At 41.0% G+C, this 22,167-nt stretch carries 22 protein-coding genes; 12 read left to right on the top strand and 10 right to left on the bottom strand.

The window, feature by feature from the left end; all coding sequences use genetic code 11:
* Positions 1–22 precede the first annotated feature (22 nt).
* Positions 23–1,540 (bottom strand): L-carnitine/gamma-butyrobetaine antiporter, encoded by a 1,518-nt coding sequence (gene caiT, locus GKR71_RS15150; RefSeq protein WP_154634516.1) that lies wholly within the window; start codon positions 1,538–1,540, stop codon positions 23–25.
* A 527-nt stretch (positions 1,541–2,067) separates the two neighbouring features.
* On the opposite strand from caiT, the gene fixA reads away from it, so the two are divergent.
* From fixA to GKR71_RS15125, 5 genes are all read left to right on the top strand, one after another.
* Positions 2,068–2,841 carry a putative electron transfer flavoprotein FixA gene (fixA, locus tag GKR71_RS15145; RefSeq protein ID WP_036954115.1) on the top strand — a complete coding sequence of 258 codons (774 nt, stop codon included), beginning with the start codon at positions 2,068–2,070 and terminating at the stop codon, positions 2,839–2,841.
* Positions 2,842–2,852: 11 nt separating this feature from the next.
* On the top strand, positions 2,853–3,794 hold the full coding sequence (locus GKR71_RS15140) for an FAD-binding protein (RefSeq protein WP_108479455.1): 942 nt from the start codon (positions 2,853–2,855) through the stop codon (positions 3,792–3,794).
* A gap of 54 nt (positions 3,795–3,848) precedes the next feature.
* On the top strand, positions 3,849–5,135 hold the full coding sequence (gene fixC / locus GKR71_RS15135) for an FAD-dependent oxidoreductase FixC (RefSeq protein ID WP_154634515.1): 1,287 nt from the start codon (positions 3,849–3,851) through the stop codon (positions 5,133–5,135).
* On the top strand, positions 5,132–5,419 hold the full coding sequence (gene fixX, locus GKR71_RS15130; RefSeq protein WP_036954107.1) for a ferredoxin-like protein FixX: 288 nt from the start codon (positions 5,132–5,134) through the stop codon (positions 5,417–5,419). Before fixC ends, fixX begins: the two co-directional genes overlap by 4 nt.
* Before the next feature lie 96 nt (positions 5,420–5,515).
* Positions 5,516–6,838 carry an MFS transporter gene (locus tag GKR71_RS15125; RefSeq protein ID WP_108479456.1) on the top strand — a complete coding sequence of 441 codons (1,323 nt, stop codon included), beginning with the start codon at positions 5,516–5,518 and terminating at the stop codon, positions 6,836–6,838.
* A gap of 32 nt (positions 6,839–6,870) precedes the next feature.
* On the opposite strand, the gene GKR71_RS20420 is transcribed toward GKR71_RS15125, so the two are convergent.
* The 7 genes from GKR71_RS20420 to GKR71_RS15090 all read right to left on the bottom strand — a co-directional run bounded on the left by GKR71_RS20420 (position 6,871) and on the right by GKR71_RS15090 (position 13,879).
* Positions 6,871–7,452: a hypothetical protein gene (locus GKR71_RS20420; RefSeq protein WP_051422722.1), complete on the bottom strand. Its 582-nt coding sequence runs from the start codon at positions 7,450–7,452 to the stop codon at positions 6,871–6,873.
* Positions 7,453–7,909: 457 nt separating this feature from the next.
* Positions 7,910–8,692 (bottom strand): sulfite exporter TauE/SafE family protein, encoded by a 783-nt coding sequence (locus tag GKR71_RS15115; protein ID WP_154634514.1) that lies wholly within the window; start codon positions 8,690–8,692, stop codon positions 7,910–7,912.
* 6 nt (positions 8,693–8,698) lie between these two features.
* A complete protein-coding gene (locus GKR71_RS15110; RefSeq protein WP_036954098.1) occupies positions 8,699–9,541 on the bottom strand; it encodes a MurR/RpiR family transcriptional regulator in 843 nt (280 codons plus the stop codon).
* 15 nt (positions 9,542–9,556) lie between these two features.
* Positions 9,557–10,921 carry a PTS transporter subunit EIIC gene (locus tag GKR71_RS15105; protein WP_154600402.1) on the bottom strand — a complete coding sequence of 455 codons (1,365 nt, stop codon included), beginning with the start codon at positions 10,919–10,921 and terminating at the stop codon, positions 9,557–9,559.
* Positions 10,922–10,974: 53 nt separating this feature from the next.
* On the bottom strand, positions 10,975–11,895 hold the full coding sequence (gene murQ / locus GKR71_RS15100; protein ID WP_036954092.1) for an N-acetylmuramic acid 6-phosphate etherase: 921 nt from the start codon (positions 11,893–11,895) through the stop codon (positions 10,975–10,977).
* A 187-nt stretch (positions 11,896–12,082) separates the two neighbouring features.
* The gene (locus tag GKR71_RS15095; RefSeq protein WP_230085100.1) at positions 12,083–12,775 is read right to left on the bottom strand and encodes a carbohydrate-binding family 9-like protein; all 693 of its coding nucleotides are present in this window, start codon (positions 12,773–12,775) and stop codon (positions 12,083–12,085) included.
* 192 nt (positions 12,776–12,967) lie between these two features.
* Entirely contained in the window at positions 12,968–13,879 is a 912-nt protein-coding gene (locus GKR71_RS15090; RefSeq protein ID WP_108479459.1) for a LysR family transcriptional regulator, read from the bottom strand.
* A 103-nt stretch (positions 13,880–13,982) separates the two neighbouring features.
* On the opposite strand from GKR71_RS15090, the gene GKR71_RS15085 reads away from it, so the two are divergent.
* The 7 genes from GKR71_RS15085 to GKR71_RS15055 all read left to right on the top strand — a co-directional run bounded on the left by GKR71_RS15085 (position 13,983) and on the right by GKR71_RS15055 (position 20,936).
* Positions 13,983–14,582, top strand: coding sequence for an FMN-dependent NADH-azoreductase (locus GKR71_RS15085; protein ID WP_036954084.1), 600 nt, complete (start codon positions 13,983–13,985; stop codon positions 14,580–14,582).
* A gap of 521 nt (positions 14,583–15,103) precedes the next feature.
* Positions 15,104–15,403, top strand: coding sequence for a helix-turn-helix domain-containing protein (locus GKR71_RS15080; protein WP_036954081.1), 300 nt, complete (start codon positions 15,104–15,106; stop codon positions 15,401–15,403).
* A 92-nt stretch (positions 15,404–15,495) separates the two neighbouring features.
* Entirely contained in the window at positions 15,496–16,074 is a 579-nt protein-coding gene (locus GKR71_RS15075) for a fimbrial protein (protein ID WP_154600404.1), read from the top strand.
* A gap of 60 nt (positions 16,075–16,134) precedes the next feature.
* Entirely contained in the window at positions 16,135–16,845 is a 711-nt protein-coding gene (locus tag GKR71_RS15070) for a fimbria/pilus periplasmic chaperone (RefSeq protein WP_036954075.1), read from the top strand.
* A gap of 40 nt (positions 16,846–16,885) precedes the next feature.
* Positions 16,886–19,513: a fimbria/pilus outer membrane usher protein gene (locus tag GKR71_RS15065; protein WP_230085099.1), complete on the top strand. Its 2,628-nt coding sequence runs from the start codon at positions 16,886–16,888 to the stop codon at positions 19,511–19,513.
* Positions 19,514–19,567: 54 nt separating this feature from the next.
* A complete protein-coding gene (locus GKR71_RS15060; protein ID WP_036954072.1) occupies positions 19,568–20,089 on the top strand; it encodes a hypothetical protein in 522 nt (173 codons plus the stop codon).
* A gap of 277 nt (positions 20,090–20,366) precedes the next feature.
* The gene (locus GKR71_RS15055) at positions 20,367–20,936 is read left to right on the top strand and encodes a hypothetical protein (RefSeq protein WP_230085098.1); all 570 of its coding nucleotides are present in this window, start codon (positions 20,367–20,369) and stop codon (positions 20,934–20,936) included.
* Between the two features lie 121 nt (positions 20,937–21,057).
* On the opposite strand, the gene GKR71_RS15050 is transcribed toward GKR71_RS15055, so the two are convergent.
* Together GKR71_RS15050 and GKR71_RS15045 are read right to left on the bottom strand one after the other, a co-directional pair.
* Entirely contained in the window at positions 21,058–21,399 is a 342-nt protein-coding gene (locus GKR71_RS15050; protein ID WP_108479464.1) for a helix-turn-helix domain-containing protein, read from the bottom strand.
* 70 nt (positions 21,400–21,469) lie between these two features.
* A complete protein-coding gene (locus tag GKR71_RS15045) occupies positions 21,470–22,156 on the bottom strand; it encodes a fimbria/pilus chaperone family protein (RefSeq protein ID WP_108479465.1) in 687 nt (228 codons plus the stop codon).
* Positions 22,157–22,167 lie beyond the last annotated feature (11 nt).

Below are 22,167 nucleotides of genomic sequence, written 5' to 3'. Positions count from 1 at the left end.
GAAATATTATTTCTGAGTAAAATTAATCGTTTTTCCAATGCACTCTTGCATCTTTAATAAAGGAGAGCGTTACCATGATGTTCACGAAAAAAAGTGGGCATCCTCCGGCAATAATCGCCGTTTGAATGGGTTTCAATCCGCCTAATGCCAGTAAGACAATACCAATCACGCCGACAAGTACAGACCAACCAATACGCACTAATAACGGTGGCTCCTCTCCATCTTTCACTGCGCGACAAGTCGACATAGCGAGAGTGTATGAACAGGCGTTAATCAGTGTGACAGTGGCGATAAAGCAGAGGATGAAGAAGCCCCAAATTGTTACAGTGCTCAAAGGTAAAGCGGCCCAAGTTTCAATGATGGCTCGTGCAACACCGAACTCTTCAATCAACTTAGGAATGTTAATGACATTTTTATCAATCAGTTGGAGCGTGTTACTGCCGAGAATGGTCCAAATTAAGGTAGTACCTGCGGTTAAGCCCGCAACCATACCTAAACACAGTTCACGAACAGTACGTCCTTTGGAAATACGTGCGAGGAAAATACACATTTGAATCGCGTAGATAACCCACCAAGCCCAGTAAAACACGGTCCAACCTTGAGGGAATCCACCTTTGCCAACTGCATCGGTATAGAACAGCATGCGTGGCATATACATTAATAATACGCCGACAGAGTCTGTAAAATAGTTGGCGATAAAGCTCGCACCACTGACAATAAGCACCCATCCAAGCATTAAGAAACTTAAATAGCTGCGTACATCACTGGCGGCTTTCACCCCTTTTTGCAGACCAAATGCTACACACACCGCATTGAGGATGATCCAGCAGAAGATAATGATCGCATCAAGCTGCAAGGTATGTGGAATACCAAACAGATATTGAATACATTCAGTCACCAGCGGTGTTGCCAGACCCAAGCTGGTTCCCATCGCTAAAATCAATGCAACCAAATAGAAGTTGTCGATAATGGTACCAAACCAGCCATTGGCACGCTTCTCACCCACCAGCGGAGCCAGCGCACTACTTGGGCGGATCACATCCATTTTACGAACAAAGAAAAAGTAAGCGAAAGCAACAGAGAGGAAGCTGTAAGTTGCCCACGGCAGCGGTCCCCAATGGAACAAGCTGTAAGCTAATCCGATACTTTTAGCTTCATTAGAATAAGGTGCAAAATCAAACGGCGGCGATGAAATATAGTAATAAATTTCAATCGATCCCCAAAACAGCACCGCGGCTGAAGTACAAGATGCGAACATCATAAAAATCCAGCCAGCTCGGCTAAATTCTGGCTTTTCATCCCCTAAACGTTTCTTCGCATAAGGTCCGAAAATTAACCAAAACCAACCACCAAACATAATGACCATATACCATTCAAATGCCCATCCCCAGACATTGGTGACATAGCTAAAGACTTGGTTAATCACTTCGTTTGATGCATCGAGGTCACGTACTGTTAACCAGCACAGTAACCCGACAATAATTAATGGTGGGAAAAAAACTTTCGGTTCTATTCCGACCTTTTTATTTTCTTTGCTCATAGGTCTATTCCAATTTATTATTTAATACATAAGTTTTAAAACAATAAATATTTAACATTCATTTAATGACTTCTAAATAAACGCCTCTTAAATATGCCCAATTACTTATTATCAATAGCCAATTAAAGATTAATTAATTTATTTACTATTTGAATCATGTCGGCTCACCAATAACAATTCTGTTATTAAGGTCACAATATTATTCGTGATAAAAATTTGTTATTAATTTTTACGTTAAAAACAGAAAAATAAACCAATGAAAACAAAGTGATGAAATATAATGTTAGGTTAATGTTATTAAACTCATTCAGTATTGGTGATTAAGCTAGCAATATTGAACATTAGATTGCTAACTTGATGATTTTTACAGTATTGGTGAGTAATGTAACAGTATGAATATTTAAACCCGCTTTAATTTAAGGCATTCAATATTGGTGATGTAGATTTTATTTTTAAATATCCAGTTCGTGATACTCATATAAATATTAAACCACAACTGTTCCATTTATTTTATTCTAGGAGATGTAATGAATATTATTACATGCTACAAATCTGTTCCTGATGAACAAGATATTGTTGTTAATAGCTCAGATGGCTCTTTAGATTTTTCTCGCGCTGACACTAAAATTAGTCAATATGATTTAAATGCCATTGAAGCTGCGAATCAAATAAAAGCGCAGCAACCAGAAAGCAAAGTTATTGCGTTAAGTATTGGTGGCAAAGCACTGACCAACATGAAAGGTCGTAAAGACGTTTTATCCCGTGGTCCCGATGAATTAGTCGTGGTGGTTGAAGACCAATTCGAATATGCCCTGCCGCATCAAAGCGCGATTGCCCTTAGTGCTGCCGCCAAAAAAGTGGGCTTTGATTTGATTCTGTGCGGTGATGGCTCTGCTGACCTCAACGCCCAGCAAGTCAGTATTTTAATGGGAGAGGAGCTGCAAGTTCCTGCCATTAACGGGGTCAAAAAAATCCTCTCTATTGCACCAGATACCATTGTTGTTGAACGTGAACTCGAAGACGAAATCGAAACGTTATCCATTCCACTGCCTGCGGTTATTGCTGTGACTTCAGACATTAACGTCCCTGTTATTCCATCGATGAAAGCCATTTTAGGTGCGGCGAAAAAACCTGTTCAAGCATGGACGGCTGCTGATATCGGTCTTGGTGATGTGGCGGCGTTATCGGCTCAATCGATTGCTGCACCAAAACAAAAAGTTCGTCAGCGCATCATTATTGAAGGCGATGGCGATGATCAAGTTGCACAGTTCGCTGAACATTTAAGAAAAATCATTAAATAATAGGGGGAGTTATGAGCAAATTATCAACCGTTTGGGTACTGAGTGACATGACTTCTCGCTTACCTGAACTGATCGGCGGCGCGCAGACTCTTGGTGAACATGTCAACGTTCTCGCATTGGATGACGCGCAAACCACTCAAGCTTTTCAACTCGGTGCGAACCAAGTTATTCAATTATCCGGCAAACCTGATGACCGCATTATCGAAGATTATGCAGATACCGTCGTCGATGTGATCAAGCAACATGGTGATACCGGACTGCTGTTATTGCCAAATACACGCCGTGGAAAACTATTGGCGGCACGTTTAGGCGCAAGACTGCAAGCCGCTGTATCGAATGATGCTACCACTGTCGTCATCGAAGATAACAAGCCAGTTATCAAACACATGGTCTATGGCGGTTTGGCGTTCGGCAGTGAAACATTAAGCAGCTCATTTTCCATCGCCACAGTGGCGACTGGGACTTTTGATTCCGCATCAAGTAATGCATCACTTAGCGGCACAGCCCAAGTTGCACAATGGATTAAACCGAAACAATCTGTTGTACGTACCTCGGTTCAGCAAAAAGCAGGTAACTCCGTTGAGTTAGACAAAGCGCGCCTTGTAGTCAGTGTGGGTCGAGGCATCGGTAGCCAAGAAAATATTGCCATTGCTAAAGCATTAGCGGATTCCATTGGTGCTGAAATTGCGTGTTCGCGCCCTGTGGCTGAAAACGAAAAATGGATGGAGCATGAACGCTATGTGGGTATTTCCAACCTGATGATCAAACCTGAACTGTATCTGGCAGTCGGTATTTCAGGGCAGATACAACACATGGTTGGCGCCAATGGCGCTCAAACAATTGTTGCCATCAACAAAGACAAAAATGCCCCTATCTTCCAATTTGCAGACTACGGAATTGTTGGGGATCTCTTTAAAATTCTTCCAGCATTGACTCAGCAACTGGCCAAATAAACATCCTAAGTAGTGGGGGAACTCCCTCACTACTGTATTAAGTTTGGAGACACTATGTCCGATGATATTTTTGATGCAATCATAGTAGGAGCTGGTCTGGCTGGCTCAGTTGCTGCACTGGTACTTGCCCGTGAAGGTGCTCAAGTTCTCCTAATTGAAAGAGGAAACTATGCGGGCGGCAAGAACGTAACAGGTGGGCGCATGTATGCTCACAGTTTAGAGCGGATCATCCCTGGGTTTACCAAAGAAGCGCCTATTGAGCACATGATCACCCACGAAAAGCTCTCTTTTATGACCGAAACCGGTGCAATGACGGTGGATTACCAAAATGGTGACCCACAAAAACCCGAAGAAACCTCATGGTCCATCCTGCGTGGAAAACTGGATCCATGGTTAGCTGAACAAGCTGAAAATGCAGGTGCACAATGCATCACTGGGATCCGCGTTGATAAGCTGGTTGAACGTGATGGCAAAGTCGTTGGTGTCGAAGCTGACGGTGATGTACTCGAAGCCAAAGTGGTGATCCTCGCTGACGGTGTAAATTCCCTTCTAGCAGAACAATTGGGCATGACAAAACGCGTCAGTGCCGAGCATGTCGCTGTCGGCGTCAAAGAGCTGATTGAGCTACCAAAAGACGTTTTACAAAACCGCTTTAACCTTCAAGGTAACGAAGGTGTTGCGTGGCTATTTGCAGGCTCGCCAACCGATGGTTTGATGGGCGGTGGTTTCCTTTACACCAACGAAGATACGATTTCGTTAGGGCTGGTCTGTGGTCTACACCACATCAAAGACGCCAAAAAATCCGTTCCACAAATGCTCGAAGATTTTAAACAGCACCCTGCTGTCGCACCATTAATTGAAGGCGGAAAAATGATTGAATACGCCGCCCATGTGGTGCCTGAAGCTGGTTTAAAAATGCAATCTGAACTGGTTCGAGATGGTGTTCTTGTTGCTGGCGATGCCGCAGGTATGTGCATGAACTTAGGCTTTACAATTCGCGGTATGGACTTAGCCGTCGCTTCAGGTGAAGCCGCAGCTCAAGCCGTACTCAGCGCAATGAAAAAAGAGGACTTTAGCAAGCAAGGCCTAAGCGAATACCTCACTTTGCTGGAACAAGGTCCATTGCGCGATATGAAAGCCTACCAAAGAATGCCTGAATTCTTAGATAACCCGCGCATGTTCACCGCATACCCGGAGATGGCACTTGGTATTGCCAAAAAACTGTTCACCATCTCAGATGAAGCCCCTGTGCCTCTGCGCAAAACCATGCTGCAACATGCGAAAAAAGTCGGCTTTATGAATCTAATTAAAGACGGAATTAAAGGAGTGAGAGCGATATGAGTGCTCCCGTAAATGTTGATGTCAAACTCGGTATTAACAAATTTAATGTCGATGAAGAGATCCCCCATATCGTTATCAAAGAGCAACCTGATATGGCGGTACTCGAAACATTAACCAAAGCCTGCCCAGCAGGTTTGTATAAAAAACAAGATGATGGCTCGGTGCGTTTTGATTATGCCGGCTGTCTTGAATGTGGGACATGCCGCATTCTGGGTCTCGGTAGCGCACTGGAAAAATGGGAATATCCACGCGGTACCTTCGGTATTGAGTTTCGATACGGCTGATATAGCTAGCGCTTACTCTCGAAGCGAAGTTATCCCATAAAGTTATGTTGCTTCGAGAGCTTTTTTTATTTTATTGCGCTAATGCAGGTAACGACTATGCAACCTAAAAGCTTTGATGACATCCAGTTTTCCTCAGTCCACCGCCGCATTATGTTGTGGGGCAGCGGTGGGCCTTTTCTTGACGGTTACGTATTAGTCCTCATTGGCGTTGCCTTAGAGCAACTCACTCCAGTGCTTAATTTAAGTAATGAGTGGATTGGTTTACTCGGTGCGGCCACGTTAGCGGGGCTGTTTATCGGTACCTCTTTATTTGGTTATATCTGCGACCAAGTCGGTCGCCGTAAAATGTTCCTGATTGATATTGTGGCTATTGGGGCAATCTCCGTCGCCACTATGTTTGTTTCAACGCCTTTGCAGCTTCTATTAATGCGCTTTTTAATAGGCATAGTCATCGGGGCTGACTACCCGATAGCCACGTCGATGATCACCGAATTTTCTAATACTAAACAGCGTGCTTTTGCTGTCGGGTTTATTGCCGCGATGTGGTACGTCGGTGCCACTTGCGCCAACCTTGTGGGCTATGCTTTATACGATGTTGAAGATGGCTGGCGCTGGATGCTTGGGAGTGCCGTAATTCCCTGCATCGTGATTTTGATTGGTCGTTTTGATTTACCTGAGTCGCCACTTTGGCTGATCCGCAAAGGTCGGCATCAAGAATGCCAAAAGATGATGACCAAATTATTCGGTCAGCCCGTGGTATTTGAGGCCGAAGAGCAAAAGAAAACCCGCTTTATTGATATTTTTACCAAGCGGCACTTCTCTTTTGTCTTATTCACCGCAGCGATTTGGACTTGCCAAGTGATCCCCATGTTTGCCATTTACACATTTGGCCCGCAAATTGTCGGGGAACTTGGTTGGGATCAAGGGAAAAATGCCGCACTCGGTAATGTCGTCATTAGCCTATTCTTTATGCTCGGCTGCTTACCTGCAATGTACTGGCTCAACAAAATGGGCAGAAGACCTTTACTAATTGGCAGCTTTGCAATTATGACCTGCGCTTTGGCAATCCTTGGCTTATTCTCCAATCTGGGGATCTGCTTAGTGATCATTATGTTCGGTATTTACGCTTTCTTTTCTGGCGGTCCAGGGATATTACAATGGCTGTATCCGAACGAGCTTTTTCCGACCGATATTCGTGCTTCCGCTGTTGGCGTGATTATGTCTATAAGCCGCATCGGAACCATTTTTTCAACATGGGCACTGCCTGTCTTTATTCACGAATATGGCATTAGCCATGTGGTGCTCATGGGGGCTGGCGTTTCGTTAGTCGGCTTAGTGGTTTCCATCCTGTTTGCGCCAGAAACCAAAGGATTAACCTTAGCGCAAACCTCCAAGATGAGCATAATGAAAAGAAAATAGCCTAATACCCGTTTTAAAAATCTTTCGGCTAATCACAACGAAATCTCGGGGATTAAATATCCCCGTGTCCTTGGTTCTATTTCATGCTCTTTAGAGATTAATTCAACTTTATCACTTCTTAAAAATTGAATACCCGTAAGGTCATATCCATAAATATCTTTCAGCGCCCATTCTTTTTTTAAAAAATGGCCGCTTAATAAGGAATCTAGCCGAGCTAAATCAACTTTTATTTTCTCATTAGAATAAGTATTGAGTTTTGTCTGTAATTTATAGCGAAGAAATTCCAACATAATAATGCTTGCATTACATATCGCATATTGGTTTATTGACGCTAAATTCCCACCAATGACATAACATTCCCAGTTATGATGAACATCAACAATCGCATCCACTTCACTATTTTCATATAATGGTATAAAGCCATAAAACATCTGAAGAAGAAAAAGAGTTTCACACTCAGTTAAATAATCATCCGAAGATGAAAAACTAGGTAGCTTATCTCTAATTAACTGAATATAAGCACACGCTTGTTGAAATTGCTCTAGGTTTAAGTTTGTTTCAACACCATAAAACTGTGTTGATTGGCTACACATATGTGTTAACTGATATTTCATAATATAATCATTTGGGATTGATGCTTTTCAATACTATTGAAAAACAAATAATGTGTTTTCCAAAATATAAATCGCAATTTAAAATTAATTACATACCGTATCTTTATAAGAGCATCCACTTCAATATCAATTGTTTAAAGCAAAAAAAACAACATCAATTATTACATATACAAAAAAGATAGCGCTATACTTTAAAATTCAACAATGAAAATCAAAAATAGATTCATTTTCAATTAATAAAAATTTATTATAGTCCAATATTTTATTAATGATAATATTTTTTCAATTAAGAGAACAAGAAATCAATTATATTTATAAATTTATTAAAAATTGATTTTCTTTTTTAGATGGGAATTAAATAGAAACCAATGTTGATAGTTTAAATATAACGATATTTAAACTATCAACTTCAGATAAATGAAATAAAGTAGACGAGCAAGAAAAAATCATTTCACCTTTATGGCATAATCACTTTCCATGTCATCATCACCGCACTGCATAAAATCAGCAATAACGTAATATATTGGAAAGTTCGCTCAGATAATTTCACCAGCAAATATTTCGCTAGCGGCATCACTAACAGTGCCCCTACACATAAAATTAATGCCAGTTTTAAATCCGTGTGACCATCTTGCGCATAAGCCAGCGCCGAAGAGCCTGATAACACCGTCGTCACCACAATTGATGTGCCAATGGCTTGCTTAATATTTAAATCCATATAACGCAATAACATGGGTAGAACGACCACTCCGCCGCCAACCCCAGTTGCGCCTAATACAATTCCCGCCAATACCGCCGGGATCGCCATCGCTTTCAATTGGTTTTCTTTCACGGCAACTTTTTTACGCGGATTAGCAAAAAACATCCGTTGAATAAATAAATACAATGAAAAAATAATGGCGGCGGAGACCAACAGATTAATGCCCCACTCCACCTGTTTTTCATAAGCAGGGATACTGCCTAGCCACGTCACAAACAAGCTGGATAAAAACGTACTTGGCAACATAATCGCCAAGACAATCATCGCTCCTTTTAAGGGAATATTGCCTAGCCGAAAATGCATGTATGACGAAGAGACCTTCATCAACATAGAGAGAAAGTTGGCCGTTGCCACTGCGGCTAAGGCGTTAAGCCCAAAAAAATAAGTCAGTATGGGTAAAACAATCACACCACCGCCCACACCGGTTGTGCTTATAATCAAGCCAATCAGTGCGCCGATGGCTAACTCTGTGACAATCATGGTGGTTTATCCTGCCTGAGTAACGGCTTGTCGACCTTTTTGCAATGCGATGTCTGCATCTTCATTGGCAAGGGTTAAATATTTGAAAAATAGCGTATCGAATATCACCATCTGCAACACTTGAGGTGTGATCACCCCCAGCTGAGAGTGTTGTTCATCATAGTAATATGGCAGCGTTAAATCCGCGAGACGCGCCGCGTCATCTTGCCCAAAGCGCGTTAAAGCAATCGTCGTGCAGCCATTTTCATGCGCCGACTTCAGCATTCGGTTAACTTCTGGCGTATTTCCCCTTGCTGTCACGGCGATGGCGAGATCCCCTTCACCTAAATTTGCCGAATAGCTCAGCTGCACATGCAAGTCAGGGCTAAATAACGCCGATTTATTAACGCGAATCAGTTTATGGAAAATATCATTCGCCACAATCGCTGATGAGCCAATACCAAATAGCACAATGCGCTTCGCTTCAACCAATTTTTGTGCGACGGCATCAACCGCGGCGGGCTCTAGCAGTTCTAAGGATTTTTCAATGGCACTAATAAATAACTGCCCAGATTTAGCGATAATCTGAGCCGTATCATCGTTACGGCTCAGATTGCCATACAAACTTTCCGCTTTGTGTTGCTTCTCATCAGATAAATAATCGACTTTGAATTCAGGATAGCCACGATAGCCCATTTGCCTTGCAAAACGAATGACGGATGCGCTGCTCACGCCAGCCTCACGAGCCAATTCAGCGGCATTCATTGCCACAAGGCTATCGCGATATTCCAGCAAAAACTTCGCAATACGCTGCTCTGTGCCTTTGCCTCTCGTCAATAAGCTTTCCAATTTTACTGTCAGTGCTGACATGGCTATACCTTCTTATTATTTTTCTGGATCGTTGAAGCCTATTATCATACTGGCAATGAAACCGACAATCCATGCGCCTGCTACCGCAATCAGAAAATCCAGAATCTGCCCATCACCCACCAGCGGAATTAAGGACAAGCCTGCGGTACCAAATGGAATGATAATCCCCACATGGAAGAACGCCATCAGCGCACCGCCTGCGGCACCACCGATACAGCCAGCAATAAACGGTTTACCCAGCGGTAAGGAAACACCGAACAGTAATGGCTCACCCACGCCGAAGATACCGACGGGTAACGCGCCCACTAAGGTTTTCTTTAAACGCTGGTTTTTGGTTTTCAGGAACACCCAGAAACATGACCCCACTTGCCCCATTCCGCCCATGGCTAAGATTGGGAATAAATAGTTCAAACCAAAAGTTTGTAGAATTTCCGCATGAATTGGGATCAAACCTTGGTGCAGACCAGTCAGTAATAAGAATAGGAAGCTGCCACCTAAGATGCCACCCGTTGCTACTGCCCCGCCACCACTACTCAGTAGCGCCACAGAAACCCCTTGTGCCAGCACTTGGTTCAGATAATGACCCGCCGGTTGGAAGACGACTAACGCCACCATTGCAGAGACTAAAATCGTCACAAATGGCGTCACAATCAGATCTAAACTCTCTTTAATGATGCCCCTAAACCACACTTCAAACTTAGAGGAGAACACCACCACCATCAGCACCGCGAAAATTCCGCCGCTATTCGGTTGGAGTTTTTCACCAAATAAGGTGATATCAGCTAAGCCCGGCATCGCTAAAAGCCCCGCCATCACAGCACCAATCGACGTGGATGCGCCTAATTCTTTCGCGGTATTTACCCCAATCATAATGGATAAATAGGTAAATACTGCGCTACCGATCAGCTTTAATAATTTAAACAGCTCAGGGAACTGATCCACCACACCTGGCGCCACTAAACGCACAATATTAATCAGCCCCATAATTAGACCACAACCAATTAACGCAGGAATGGTTGGGACAAAAATTGCGGCTAATGTATTCAGCATACGGCGGATCGAGAACGATTTTTTCTCTGGCGCTGATGGTGTACTTTCATCACTTGCTACGCCGCTGTTTTGCATTCTTTTATTCATCACAGAGAAGACTTTCGCCGCCGTCCCCATGCCCACAATCACTTGTTGTTGTTCACCATTAAAGACAACCCCCTTCACGCCCTCCACTTGCTTAAGCGCATCTGCATCAAACTTGCTATTATCTTTTAAAACCAGACGGATACGCGTCATACAGTGGGTTAAGGTACCCACGTTTTCAAACCCGCCCGCATATTTTTCTATTTCTCTGGCGAGCACTTCCAGATGTTCTATCTTATTAGCCATAGGATTTCCCCGGTGTCGACTGAGTTATGACTCTGTTTATGTTATGTTTTACGCTATTCACTGTGACTGTTTAGCATCGAATCCAAACTGGTGTTCGGGTTACACTGAACAATCTCTGTCGCTTGTTGTGCAGTAATATTCAATTCATGCATCAAAATGGCGCGGCGCGGGTGATAATCCACTTGCTTCAATAATGCTGCCGCAGTGTCTACATCAATCCCGCACACTTCCCCAACAATACGTTCAGCACGACGCAGTAATTTAATATTACTCGCCATCACATCGACCATTAAATTGGTATGAATTCGCCCTAAGCGTCCCATGACACAGGTGCTTAGCATACCTAAAATCATTTTTTGTGCAGTGCCACTCTTCATGCGCGTAGAGCCAGAAAGTACTTCCGCCCCCACATCCGGCGCAATGGCATACTGCGCTAAATCACTAAGCAAACCGTGTCCACGGGTGGTTATCCCCACGGTTAATGCCCCGATTTGATTACCATATTCAATCGCCGCTAAGGTAAATGGCGTTCGTCCACTTGCCGCAATACCAATAATCACATCTTTTTCCGTTGCACCGCGTGCCCGTAGTTCTTCTACCGATGCTTCCGTTGAGTCTTCAATATTTTCAACGGCTTTCAGCATGGCTGAATGACCGCCCGCAATAATCGATTGCACCATTTCTGGCGATGTACCAAATGTTGGCGGACACTCTGCGCTGTCTAATACCGCCAGTCGACCACTGGTGCCAGCGCCCACATAAAAGATCCGCCCGCCTTGTTTTAAACGATCCGCAATCACATCCACCACATTGGCGAGCTCTGGCAATACCGACTGTAATGCCGTTGCTACCGTGCTATCAGCCTGATTGATCACCGTTAACATCGATAAGGTATCTAAGCGAGAAAACTGCAATGTGTCCTGATTAAGTTCATTGTTCAAACAATCACTAAGCGTATTTTCGGTTACTGACATGGCACACCTCAACTGAAACTATATTTCATTAAAAAATACTATTTATGAATTTTAATTTCAATCCTAATCATTACAAGTTATTCACTTGTGATGATTTACGTGACTGGTCTCACAACAACAACATGAAAAAGTGTGAAAGAACCGGTGGCAACTTTATAAAGCGTTTAAGGCTGCCACCGGATGAGGGTTATTTGACGAGCTTACAGCTTCCGAAAGCGGAAGGGATATGGAAGTCTGGCTTCACTGAATCCGGCTTGATCCAGCTGATCCACTTACGCACTTGCTTAGGCTCACCGGCACTAAATTCGCCGCGCAGAATGGCGCACATCAAGGTTTTCTTGTCATTATCTTGCCAAAGATTCAGCTTGGTGAATTCATCCAGATCGATTTTCCCCGTTAACACATAGCCTTCAGGGGTAATTTGTCCCACCGTTTTTAGTGTTTGCCAATTCCAGCTTGGATCCACTTCTCGGTAAAAATTGGCTTTCGCGTCAAATGTACGCCCAGAAGGGTCCATTTCAGCCGTGTAATACGGTTTTAACTCAGGGCTGGTTGCAAAAAATAATTCCACACGGTCTGAATCCAATACCGCCTGATCTTTATCAGTATCTTTGCCTAGCTGGATATCTTTATCGTCAGCAATAAAGCGAAAATAGAGCGCATTATCGCTCCATAATGCACGGAAATCAGTTTTTGGTGGCGTCTCATTTTCCCACGGATACGTGAAGTCAGTGAGCACTTCAGCTTGCTCCCAAACCGCCGATTTTTGAGCATCTTCAAGGGAATTGATCTGCGCAGTATGATGAATGGGGTACTCTTTTGCTGCCACGCTGGCAGTCACTAACAAGGTTGTTGCTGCAAATAGGGTGATTAATTTCATGCCTTGCCTCACTTTATCGGTTTTATAATGTGCGAATAACATCATGGTGTTTTTTATAACGGAATCGTTATGATCATTTAAGAAATTAAATTTCATAACATATAACGAATATAGAATTAAAATTTCACCAAGAGCAAGGCATGTTCAATAAAAACCCTCACATTGTGAAGAGGCTCACTGTTTATAATTTCGTTATTCTGACCTTAAACTTAAGGCTAACTTTTCACGAATCGTATCGATAACCACTCTTATTTTTAGCGGTAGAAAGGACGTAGCAACCCACACGACAGAAATTGGGTAACGAGCACTTTGATAGTCAGATAAAATCTCAACAAGCTGTCCCGAATGTATTTTTTCTTGTGCCAGCCACTGAGGCAAATACGCAATTCCCGCCCCTTTTATTGTCGCCAACATAATTGTTTGCATATCATCCATAATCAATTTACTGGTGGGTAAATAGCGGTGCTCTTGCTGAGCTCGATCATACACTTGCCAAGGCAAAATGTGCCCGCCCTGTGTGTAGGCAATAAGCTGATGCTTTTCTAATTCGCTGAGTGCCGTCGGCGTACCGTTTGCCGTTAAATAATCGGGTGATGCACAAAAAATCATTTTATGGTGACCAATTTCATGTGCAATCAATTGGTTTGAATCAGCAAGTTGCCCCACTCGCACTGCGACATGAACCCCTTCTTGCTGTAAATCCACATTCCGGTCATTCAATAACGTTTCAATTTCCAATTTAGGGTAAAGGTTCATTAACTCAATCAGTAGCGGGATAACATATAAGTTTCCCAATAGCCTAGGCGCGGTAATGCAGACCTTCCCTTCGACATTACGCTTGCCGCTTTCCAAGAAGTTTGACGCTTCTTGCAGAGAGTTCAGCGCATGACTCGCATATTCATACAGCACCATTCCATCATCCGTTAATGTTTGCTGACGGGTAGTTCGCTGAAACAGTGCAACGCCTAGGCTATTTTCTAAACGTGAAATACTTTTACTCACTGCTGAACGAGTTACATGTAGCCGCTCAGATGCCGCGGTAAAATTTCCACTTTCAACCACAGCAATGAAAATAGGTAAACAGTTCAAATCTAACTTGTTCATATTGGTGCTCATTTGGAAACAATATAAGGAAAGAATATCACTCATTGTCAACTTATCAAGCCAGATATACTGACCACATCCTAAATTGATAAGGAACAATTCCATGAAAATTTTAGTTATCAAATCCAGTATTAACGGTGCACAATCGCAAACCAATACCTTAATTCAGCAATATCTGGATGAACGTAAAGCCCAAGGCTATCAAGACTGTGTTATCGAGCGTGATGTGGCAGAAAATCCATTACCCGTTCTTAATCAAGCCCGTTTCGCAGCATTAAGAGGCGCAGAAATTAGCAATTCTGATTTAAAAAATACCACAGAGCTTTCTGACCAGCTTATTGCTGAGCTTAAAGAGAGTGATTTACTGCTCCTTGGTGCGCCAATGTACAATCTCAATGTACCAACTGAATTGAAAAATTGGTTTGATTTAGTGGTTCGTGCTAGAGAAACTTTTCGCTATACCGCAACCTACCCACTGGGGTTAGTGGAAAATGTCAAAGCGCTGGTATTTAGTGCTCGAGGCGGTATTCATTACGGGCAAGAGACCGATGCAATTACCCCTTATTTAAACTCTGTATTAGGGTTAATGGGTATTAATGATGTTCAGTTTATCTACGCAGAAGGTTTAGATATGAAACCCGAAGGTTATGAGACTGGACTCGCCAATGCTCAACAACAATTAATGCGTCTCATTCATCATTAAGTATCATAATAAAATAAATCCCCACTCTACATTATTTAATTCGTGGGGATTTTGTTTTCATTAAATTAACTATAAATACTCGCTTACAATTGTTAATTGTCAGCTAATGGACTGTATTAATTAATATTTAAATAGTTTATTTCTTTATAAAAACAGACTTCACCGCAATACAGCACACCATAAAAACCCTCATAATGAGTAACCAAAAGTGCAAAATGAAAGCAAATATTATATATTGTATCATTTTATTTCATTTCGGGATTAGTAAATAGATTTTATTTATTGATCTACGTCATTATCCAAAAAATCTTTTATTTCACTTAAGATTTAACTCATAAAAAGAGTAATTTAATAGCCAATATTCTAGGGTTTTTATTTCATTTGAATGTAACATTATATTTCATCATATTTTGAGTATTTACATCATTATTTAACCTATCTACAATTCGCCTCGTTTTGAAATCATCCAATTAAACAACTCATATTTAACCAACCTAGGTAATTAACTAATTATCAATATAATGAAACTAAATGAAAAAATAGGACGTTTTATTAGAAATGCACGGATAAGCAAAGGATTATCTGAAAAAGAATTAGCATCCTTAATATCAGTCAGTCAGCAACAAATATCAAGATATGAAAGAGGGATATCGACATTAAGCATTGAAAGTATTTTAAGACTTTTAAATGTATTAAATATCCCCTTTGATGAATTTAGTAATAAGGTAATAAAACCAGAACAAAATAGACTTTTCAATTTACTTATTGACGAGTTAGAAACTGACGGTGTAATTCATGTAGGCAATCTCAAAAATACATAAATGTATTTTTCGGAGTGCATGCTTTATTTTGAATGCAAGCACCAAAAAAGAAATAACCCCTTTTAAAATTTTATCTAATGGAAAGTAATATAATGAAATTTAAGTTAATCGCTATCGCATTGCCTATTTCTCTAGCTTTATCTGCAAATGTATTTGCAGAAGGAGAACCTAATGCTCCAGAAGAATTAGCTCCTGTGACTGTCAGTGGTGGCGTTGTTAATTTTGCGGGTACCATTGTGAATACCCCTTGCGTTATTGATAATGATGATGCTTCACAAACTGTTAATTTAGGTCAATACCGCCAAGATGGTTTTGATGGTAAAGATTCTGTATCATCACCCGTTGGCTTTGATATTAAATTAACCGGATGTGCAACTGAAACATTTAAAAATGCCTCTCTGACTTTTGATGGTAATACCATTCTTGACGAAGAAAAAATCCTTGCTCCAGTAGCATCTCAAAGTGGGCAAACAATCGCAACTGGCGTGGGCATCCAAATTTTACAAAACAATAAGTTAGTAACTGTTAATGGCTCAAAGGCAACGGATGCTATTAAGTTGAATGAAGGTGACAGCACATTACGCTTCCAAGCACAGTACATCGCATTAGCAAATGAAGTTACTGCGGGTTCTGCTAACGCATCTGCCAATTTCACGATTACTTATCAGTAATATTTCTGTCTTTGCACCCGTGTCATAGCGGGTGCGCATTATTTTATATCCGGAGTTTTTATGTTTTCGCTACCTAAAGCAAGTCATTATTATCAATGGCTGGTTTCGTTATTCTATTTTGGTTTTTCTTCTCTTTGTTTAGCTGGTGGAATTACACTTGATAGCACCCGAATTATTTACCCACAAGAAAGTAAGCAAATTACCACGGGTATTCGAAATACCTCAGACAAATCAGCTTTTCTAGTTCAAACTTGGATTGAAGATGCTAAAGGAAATAAAATAAGCGATTTTATTTCCACTCCCCCTTTATTTACTAGCGCACCAAGAAATGAAAATACTATTCGATTAGTTTATGTGGGTGAACAATTAGCGAAAGATAAAGAATCTCTATTTTATTTTAATGTAAAGGCTATTCCATCCCTTGATCGGAATGAATTAGCTGATAAGAATGCATTAATCCTTGCGGCTGTAACTCGAGTTAAACTTTTCGTTCGACCAAAAGGATTAAAGATCACACCAAAGGAAGCAGAAAACCTTATCCGATTTAGCAAGATTGATAACCAAAAAATTAAAATATCAAATCCATCACCGTATTACATGACCTTAACGGATCTTCATTCAGGAAATAATGAATTACCATCAACGATGATCGCACCATTTAGTCATATTGAGGTTAATGCACCAGCAGGGTTTGATACCAGTAAATTGACGTTCAGTTCAATCAATGATTTTGGTGGGATCACTTCACCAAAACCAGCCATTTTCAATTAAGAATTAATCTATTTTATTTCAAATGGAAATAAGGTTTTCTATGTTCGTTTCACTAAAAAAATACAAAAAAATCATCAATAACCATTTGAGACCCTCATACTTATTTATCTGCCTTTTTGTAATACCAAGCACTAACGCCCAAGAGGGAGAAAATTACTATTTTCCACCTTCTTTGATCTCTATCGATTCAGAGCATATTGCTGACTTAAGTACTTTCGTAAGCCAAGGTTCACAATTACCAGGAACCTATGACGTTGATGTTTTATTGAATGGCAATCTCAAATACAGAAGAAATATTACCTTTGTCAAAGCACAAGATTGCCAAAAGCAAGATGACCAATTACCTAAATTCGTAGCAGACCAAACAGGGTTAATCCCACTGTTAACGCCGCAGGAACTGGCTGAGCTGGGAGTCAATATTGATAGCCTTCCATTGCTACAATCGGACAACCATCAATGTATTCCTCTGGCGCAATTAATTCCTAATGCGAGCACTGAATTTGATTTTCCGAAAATGAAATTGAATATCAGTATTCCTCAAATAGCATTAAATAATTTAGCCAAAGATGAAATCCCAACAAACCAATGGGATGAAGGAATTAATGCATTATTTACCAGCTATACATTAGGTGTCACTGATAACCAATATCAGCACGATTTCAGTAAAAATATCTATTTGAATCTAAGAAATGGCGTCAATTTAGGGAGCTGGAGATACCGTGATAACCGGACATGGACCAGCTATAAAAGCAAACATAATCAAGAAAGTAACTGGCAACATCTCAACAGCTATGTCGAGCGAGGGATCATCCCTTGGCGAAGCCGTTTAGTATTAGGCGACAGTTCAACTAATAATACCATTTTCGATTCACTGGCTTTTCGAGGCGCACAATTGCGAACGGACGAAAGTATGTACCCTTCTAGTCAACAAGGGTTTTCGCCGATTATCCGCGGCGTAGCAAACAGTAATGCGACCATTGAAATTCGCCAAAATGATTATTTAATTTACCAAGCTAATGTCGCGCCTGGTGAGTTCGCCATTACCGACTTAAACGCCATGAGTTCGAGTGGTGACTTGCAAGTCAGTATTCTTGAAGCTAACGGCGATATTCAATCATTTATCGTGCCCTATTCCTCTGTTCCGCTGTTATTACGAGAAGGTCGAATGAGTTATAGCCTGACCGCCGGTGAGCTTCGCTCGGATAACAGCAATTATGATACGACTCAATTTGGAGAAACGACGCTTATCTGGGGAGCATCGTCATTAACAACGCTGTATGGCGGCGTTCAATATGCTAAAAACTATCTGGCAGGAGCAGTTGGTACCGGCTTTAACTTAGGGACATGGGGGGCATTTTCAGCAGATATCACCCATGCCAATAGCCAATTAACCGATGGGAGTCGCTATCAAGGACAGTCACTGCGTTTTCTATACGCACGAGCCTTCCCTGAAACCGGCACTAACCTTCAACTCACTGGGTATCGCTACTCAACCCGAGGCTACTATACCCTGCAAGAAACATCGTTAAACCGGATGTCTGGCTGGCTATCACAAAATGAAACCCTTGATACCAATGGGGAACTGAAAACCAACCATACCGACTATTTTAATCTTTACGATAATAAGCGTGAAAGAATACAGACCAATATCTCACAAAAGATAACAGGGGTTGGTTCTATTTATTTAACCGGTGTCCGCCAGAGTTTTTGGGAGCGAAATGGCAGTTCGGTGTCCATACAATCAGGGTTGAGTAGCCAGATTGGCGATATTAATTACACGCTCTCATATGGATTAAATAAAAATGTTGATCAATACGATGTAAAAACAACGGATAGGAATATTTTCTTAACGGTATCCATCCCGTTACAGAAATGGTTACCTCAAGGAGCGCCGTCAATGTATGCCTCTTATAGTGTTAACCACGATAACCAAGGAGAGTTAGTCCAGCAGACCAGCTTAAGCGGAAGTTTACTGGCTCAACAAAACCTGAATTGGAACGTTGCTCAAGGATATTCATCGAGTAATGGAAATGACGGGAATATCAACTTAGCCTACCAAGGCGGCTATGGAAATACTCAAGCCGGTTATAGCTACGGTCAGGATTACCGTAAAGTTTCAACGGGTATTTCTGGTGCAGTGACCCTGCACTCTGACGGCATCATTTTTAGTCAACCCCTTGGTGAGACCAACATTCTGATTTCGGCACCGGGAGCGAGCGATATTCCCGTCGAACATACCAGTGGTGTGAAAACAGATTGGCTCGGTTACACCATCAAGCCTTACGCAACGCCATATCGTTTAAATCGTGTTGCCCTAGATAGCAGCGAATTAGATGAACAAACAGAAATTGAAAACAGCGTTCTTACGACGGTGCCGACTCGTGGCGCTATCGTCAAAGCAAACTTTGTGACTCGCCAAGGTGCTCGCGCACTGGTTCACATCGTAAAAAATGGCAAAAACTTGCCTTTCGGCACCTTGGTCTCGATTGGGCACCAAACGGCAATTGTGAATGATGATGGACAGGTTTATTTATCTGGGCTCGAATCCTCTGGCGAATTAACAGCCAAATGGGGATATGACGATGAAAATCAGTGCCAAGCCATATATTCGTTACCTGAAAATGCAGATCTGCAATCATTAATTCGATTCGATGTTAATTGCCAATAATCATTGGTCAATAACAAAACTATTTTAATTCTTTATTTAAATAACAGGCTTAATATGAATTTAATTATCAATAAACTCGTGAAATTAATTTTGGTCATCACCTGTGTTAGTGGTGTAAATATCAACTTAGCCAGCGCGGAAAGTGCAAGTGCGTTAGTTAAAATAAAAGCGACTGTTTTGGCAGGCTGCTCACTTGATGCACCCGATACCGTTACTTTAGATAAAATTCCGAGTTCTGTATTCAATGGTAAAACAACCGGAGATGACCTAGATACTTATTCTAAAATATTTACTTTGACCGCCACCTGTTCAGGCACTAACAAATATAAATACACCTTCAAAGCAAATGAAGCAGATGGTTCCTGTATTAAAACGGATGCTGACTTTATGCGCTACTGCTTAAAATTCGATGAAAACTATCTTGATTTATCGTCGACAACAGCCACCTTGGAAAGAGACAGCACCAAAGATGGGGTTAAGACTGAAATCACTGTCGTTCCGCAGGTAGCCTCAACTTCAAGTACCCCTGTTGGTGACGTTAATGGACAGATTACTGTCACTATCGAGCCGATGTAAATTGCGAATTAACCAGTAAGGTCAACAACATTGCGCCAGTTATTTATTTTTATTGTTTCATTGTTTCCGCTGTCTGTTTATGCGGAAACAACATTTATTCTAAAAGAAATTAAAGATGTATATATTGAAGAAATTACGTCCGCAAATAGAAGTACATTGTTTAGATTTGAGGTAGATTACAGCAATCCCGACGGCACATCAGGTCCATTACGATCTGCATGCTGGCCAAGCTTAGAGGAAATGAAAACCGTTTTCTATAGTCATGGATTAGGGGTCTATGCAGAAACCTTTAATGATGGAAAAATTAGACTCAATGGGAGTGGTACAGTACTCAATTATTTTGGGGGGGGATAATTCAATTAATGGACTTACATATGTCACGAGCCTGTCAGGATTTAATGATGAAACTTGGGTTTTATACTGTAGCATAGTGACAAATAATTATAGCGGAGGACAGATACTGTTTAGACCGACAACTCTCACCTATACGATTGTTAATTTACATGCATCAAGTATGGCGTATCCTCATATCAGCGCACCGGCTGTCATTGATTTAAAAACTTGTTCACCCGGTGACAACCTGAAGGCTGCTATTCCGTTAACTGTGGGTTTTGTGGGATATATGGGACAAAGTAAAAAAATGGATTTAACCGTAAGATCTCATGATTTACCTGATGATTTTGATATTGTTCTTGATAACCAAAGTATTCTCAATAAACCGCCCCAAGTCATTCAAATGCCAGCAGGGCAAAAAGAGAAACAGATTGAAACTCACTTACAAGGAAAATGCCCAAGTCAAGCAGGAGAATATATTTGGAATGCAGAATATATTACGACTATTCAGTAAGCTTGATTTCGCATTTTATTAGTCACTCTTTAATATAAAAAAATCCGCCTAATGGCGGATTTACAATCAAGATGAATGTAGAAAAGAATAAATAAAGAAAAGTTCTTAATAAGATTAAATTCTAACTTGTTTTATCAAAATAACTTTCAATATCCTTGTGAGTATCACTTAACTTCACATTTGGGATTTCACCATGATAATCATTATTCAGCAGGAACCTTAACTCACTAAAAAAGTCTCCAAAATCAAAATCTAAAATAAAAAGAATACTTAATAATGTATCAACAGAAATGCGGCATTTCCCACATTCATATCGTGAATAGTGCTGCTGTGAAATACCTAACTGACTAGCCACCTTAGAGCCCGAGAAACCTTTCTTTTTACGAATTCGTTTCAGCTCTTTGCCGATTATTACGGAGTAAACATGATTTTCGGGTTTACTATCTTCATCTACGCTCTTCATATTTTATATATCTCCCTGTACTGGAACGATTAATTAAAAATTTAATTCTCGGTCCTACCGATAGATAAAGTTATCCATTATGAGTGACTTTTATAGTGTCATTATTTTGAGTTTTAAAACCGTAACGGCTTAACGGTGAAATCACTAACTCCTGTACTGTGTTTTTCACATTAATAGTTTTGCTTTCATTCGGTCTTAAATAAAATTGATCAATGGTATAAGCGTCATTGCTCGGTAATGTCGTGACTGAAGGTGATAAACGAACAACTTGATCCCCTGTATTCGTCAACGTCAGTTGATTATTTTTTTGATTAACAGCGATATTTTTCCAAGGTGTTTGGCTTAATACCCCATTAGCTGGCGTAATCAGCATGGCCACATCTTGGCGAATAGGCATTTTTGCAGAGTTTTGCTTAACGGCACCGACACCTTGGAAAGAAACACGCAAAATCTGTTCTTGTTTTAAATCTAACCCTTTCTTTAAAACAAAATTTATTTGCTGGCTTTCATTTGGTTCAATTCTAACAATAGGCGGAGATACCATAATATCTTTAGCCATAGGCTGAGAACCTTCTAAATCAGAGACTTTTGTTGATAATAAGATAGGCTCTTTCGATGTGTTTTTTACACTAAATACTTTGCGCTCTTCACCAGCATCTAAAATAACAGTCATTGTTTCTAATTGGAAACTCGCTTTTGCAGGTACGCTCATTAAGCCTATTAAACTTAAAAATGCGATATAAATTAACTTTTTCATTGAAACCTCAA

It is taken from the genome of Providencia sp. wls1922, from assembly GCF_009706505.1.
Lineage (GTDB): Bacteria > Pseudomonadota > Gammaproteobacteria > Enterobacterales > Enterobacteriaceae > Providencia > Providencia lanzhouensis.
The sequence above is the reverse complement of the archived record's forward strand: the minus strand, read 5'-3'. Positions and strand labels throughout refer to the sequence as shown.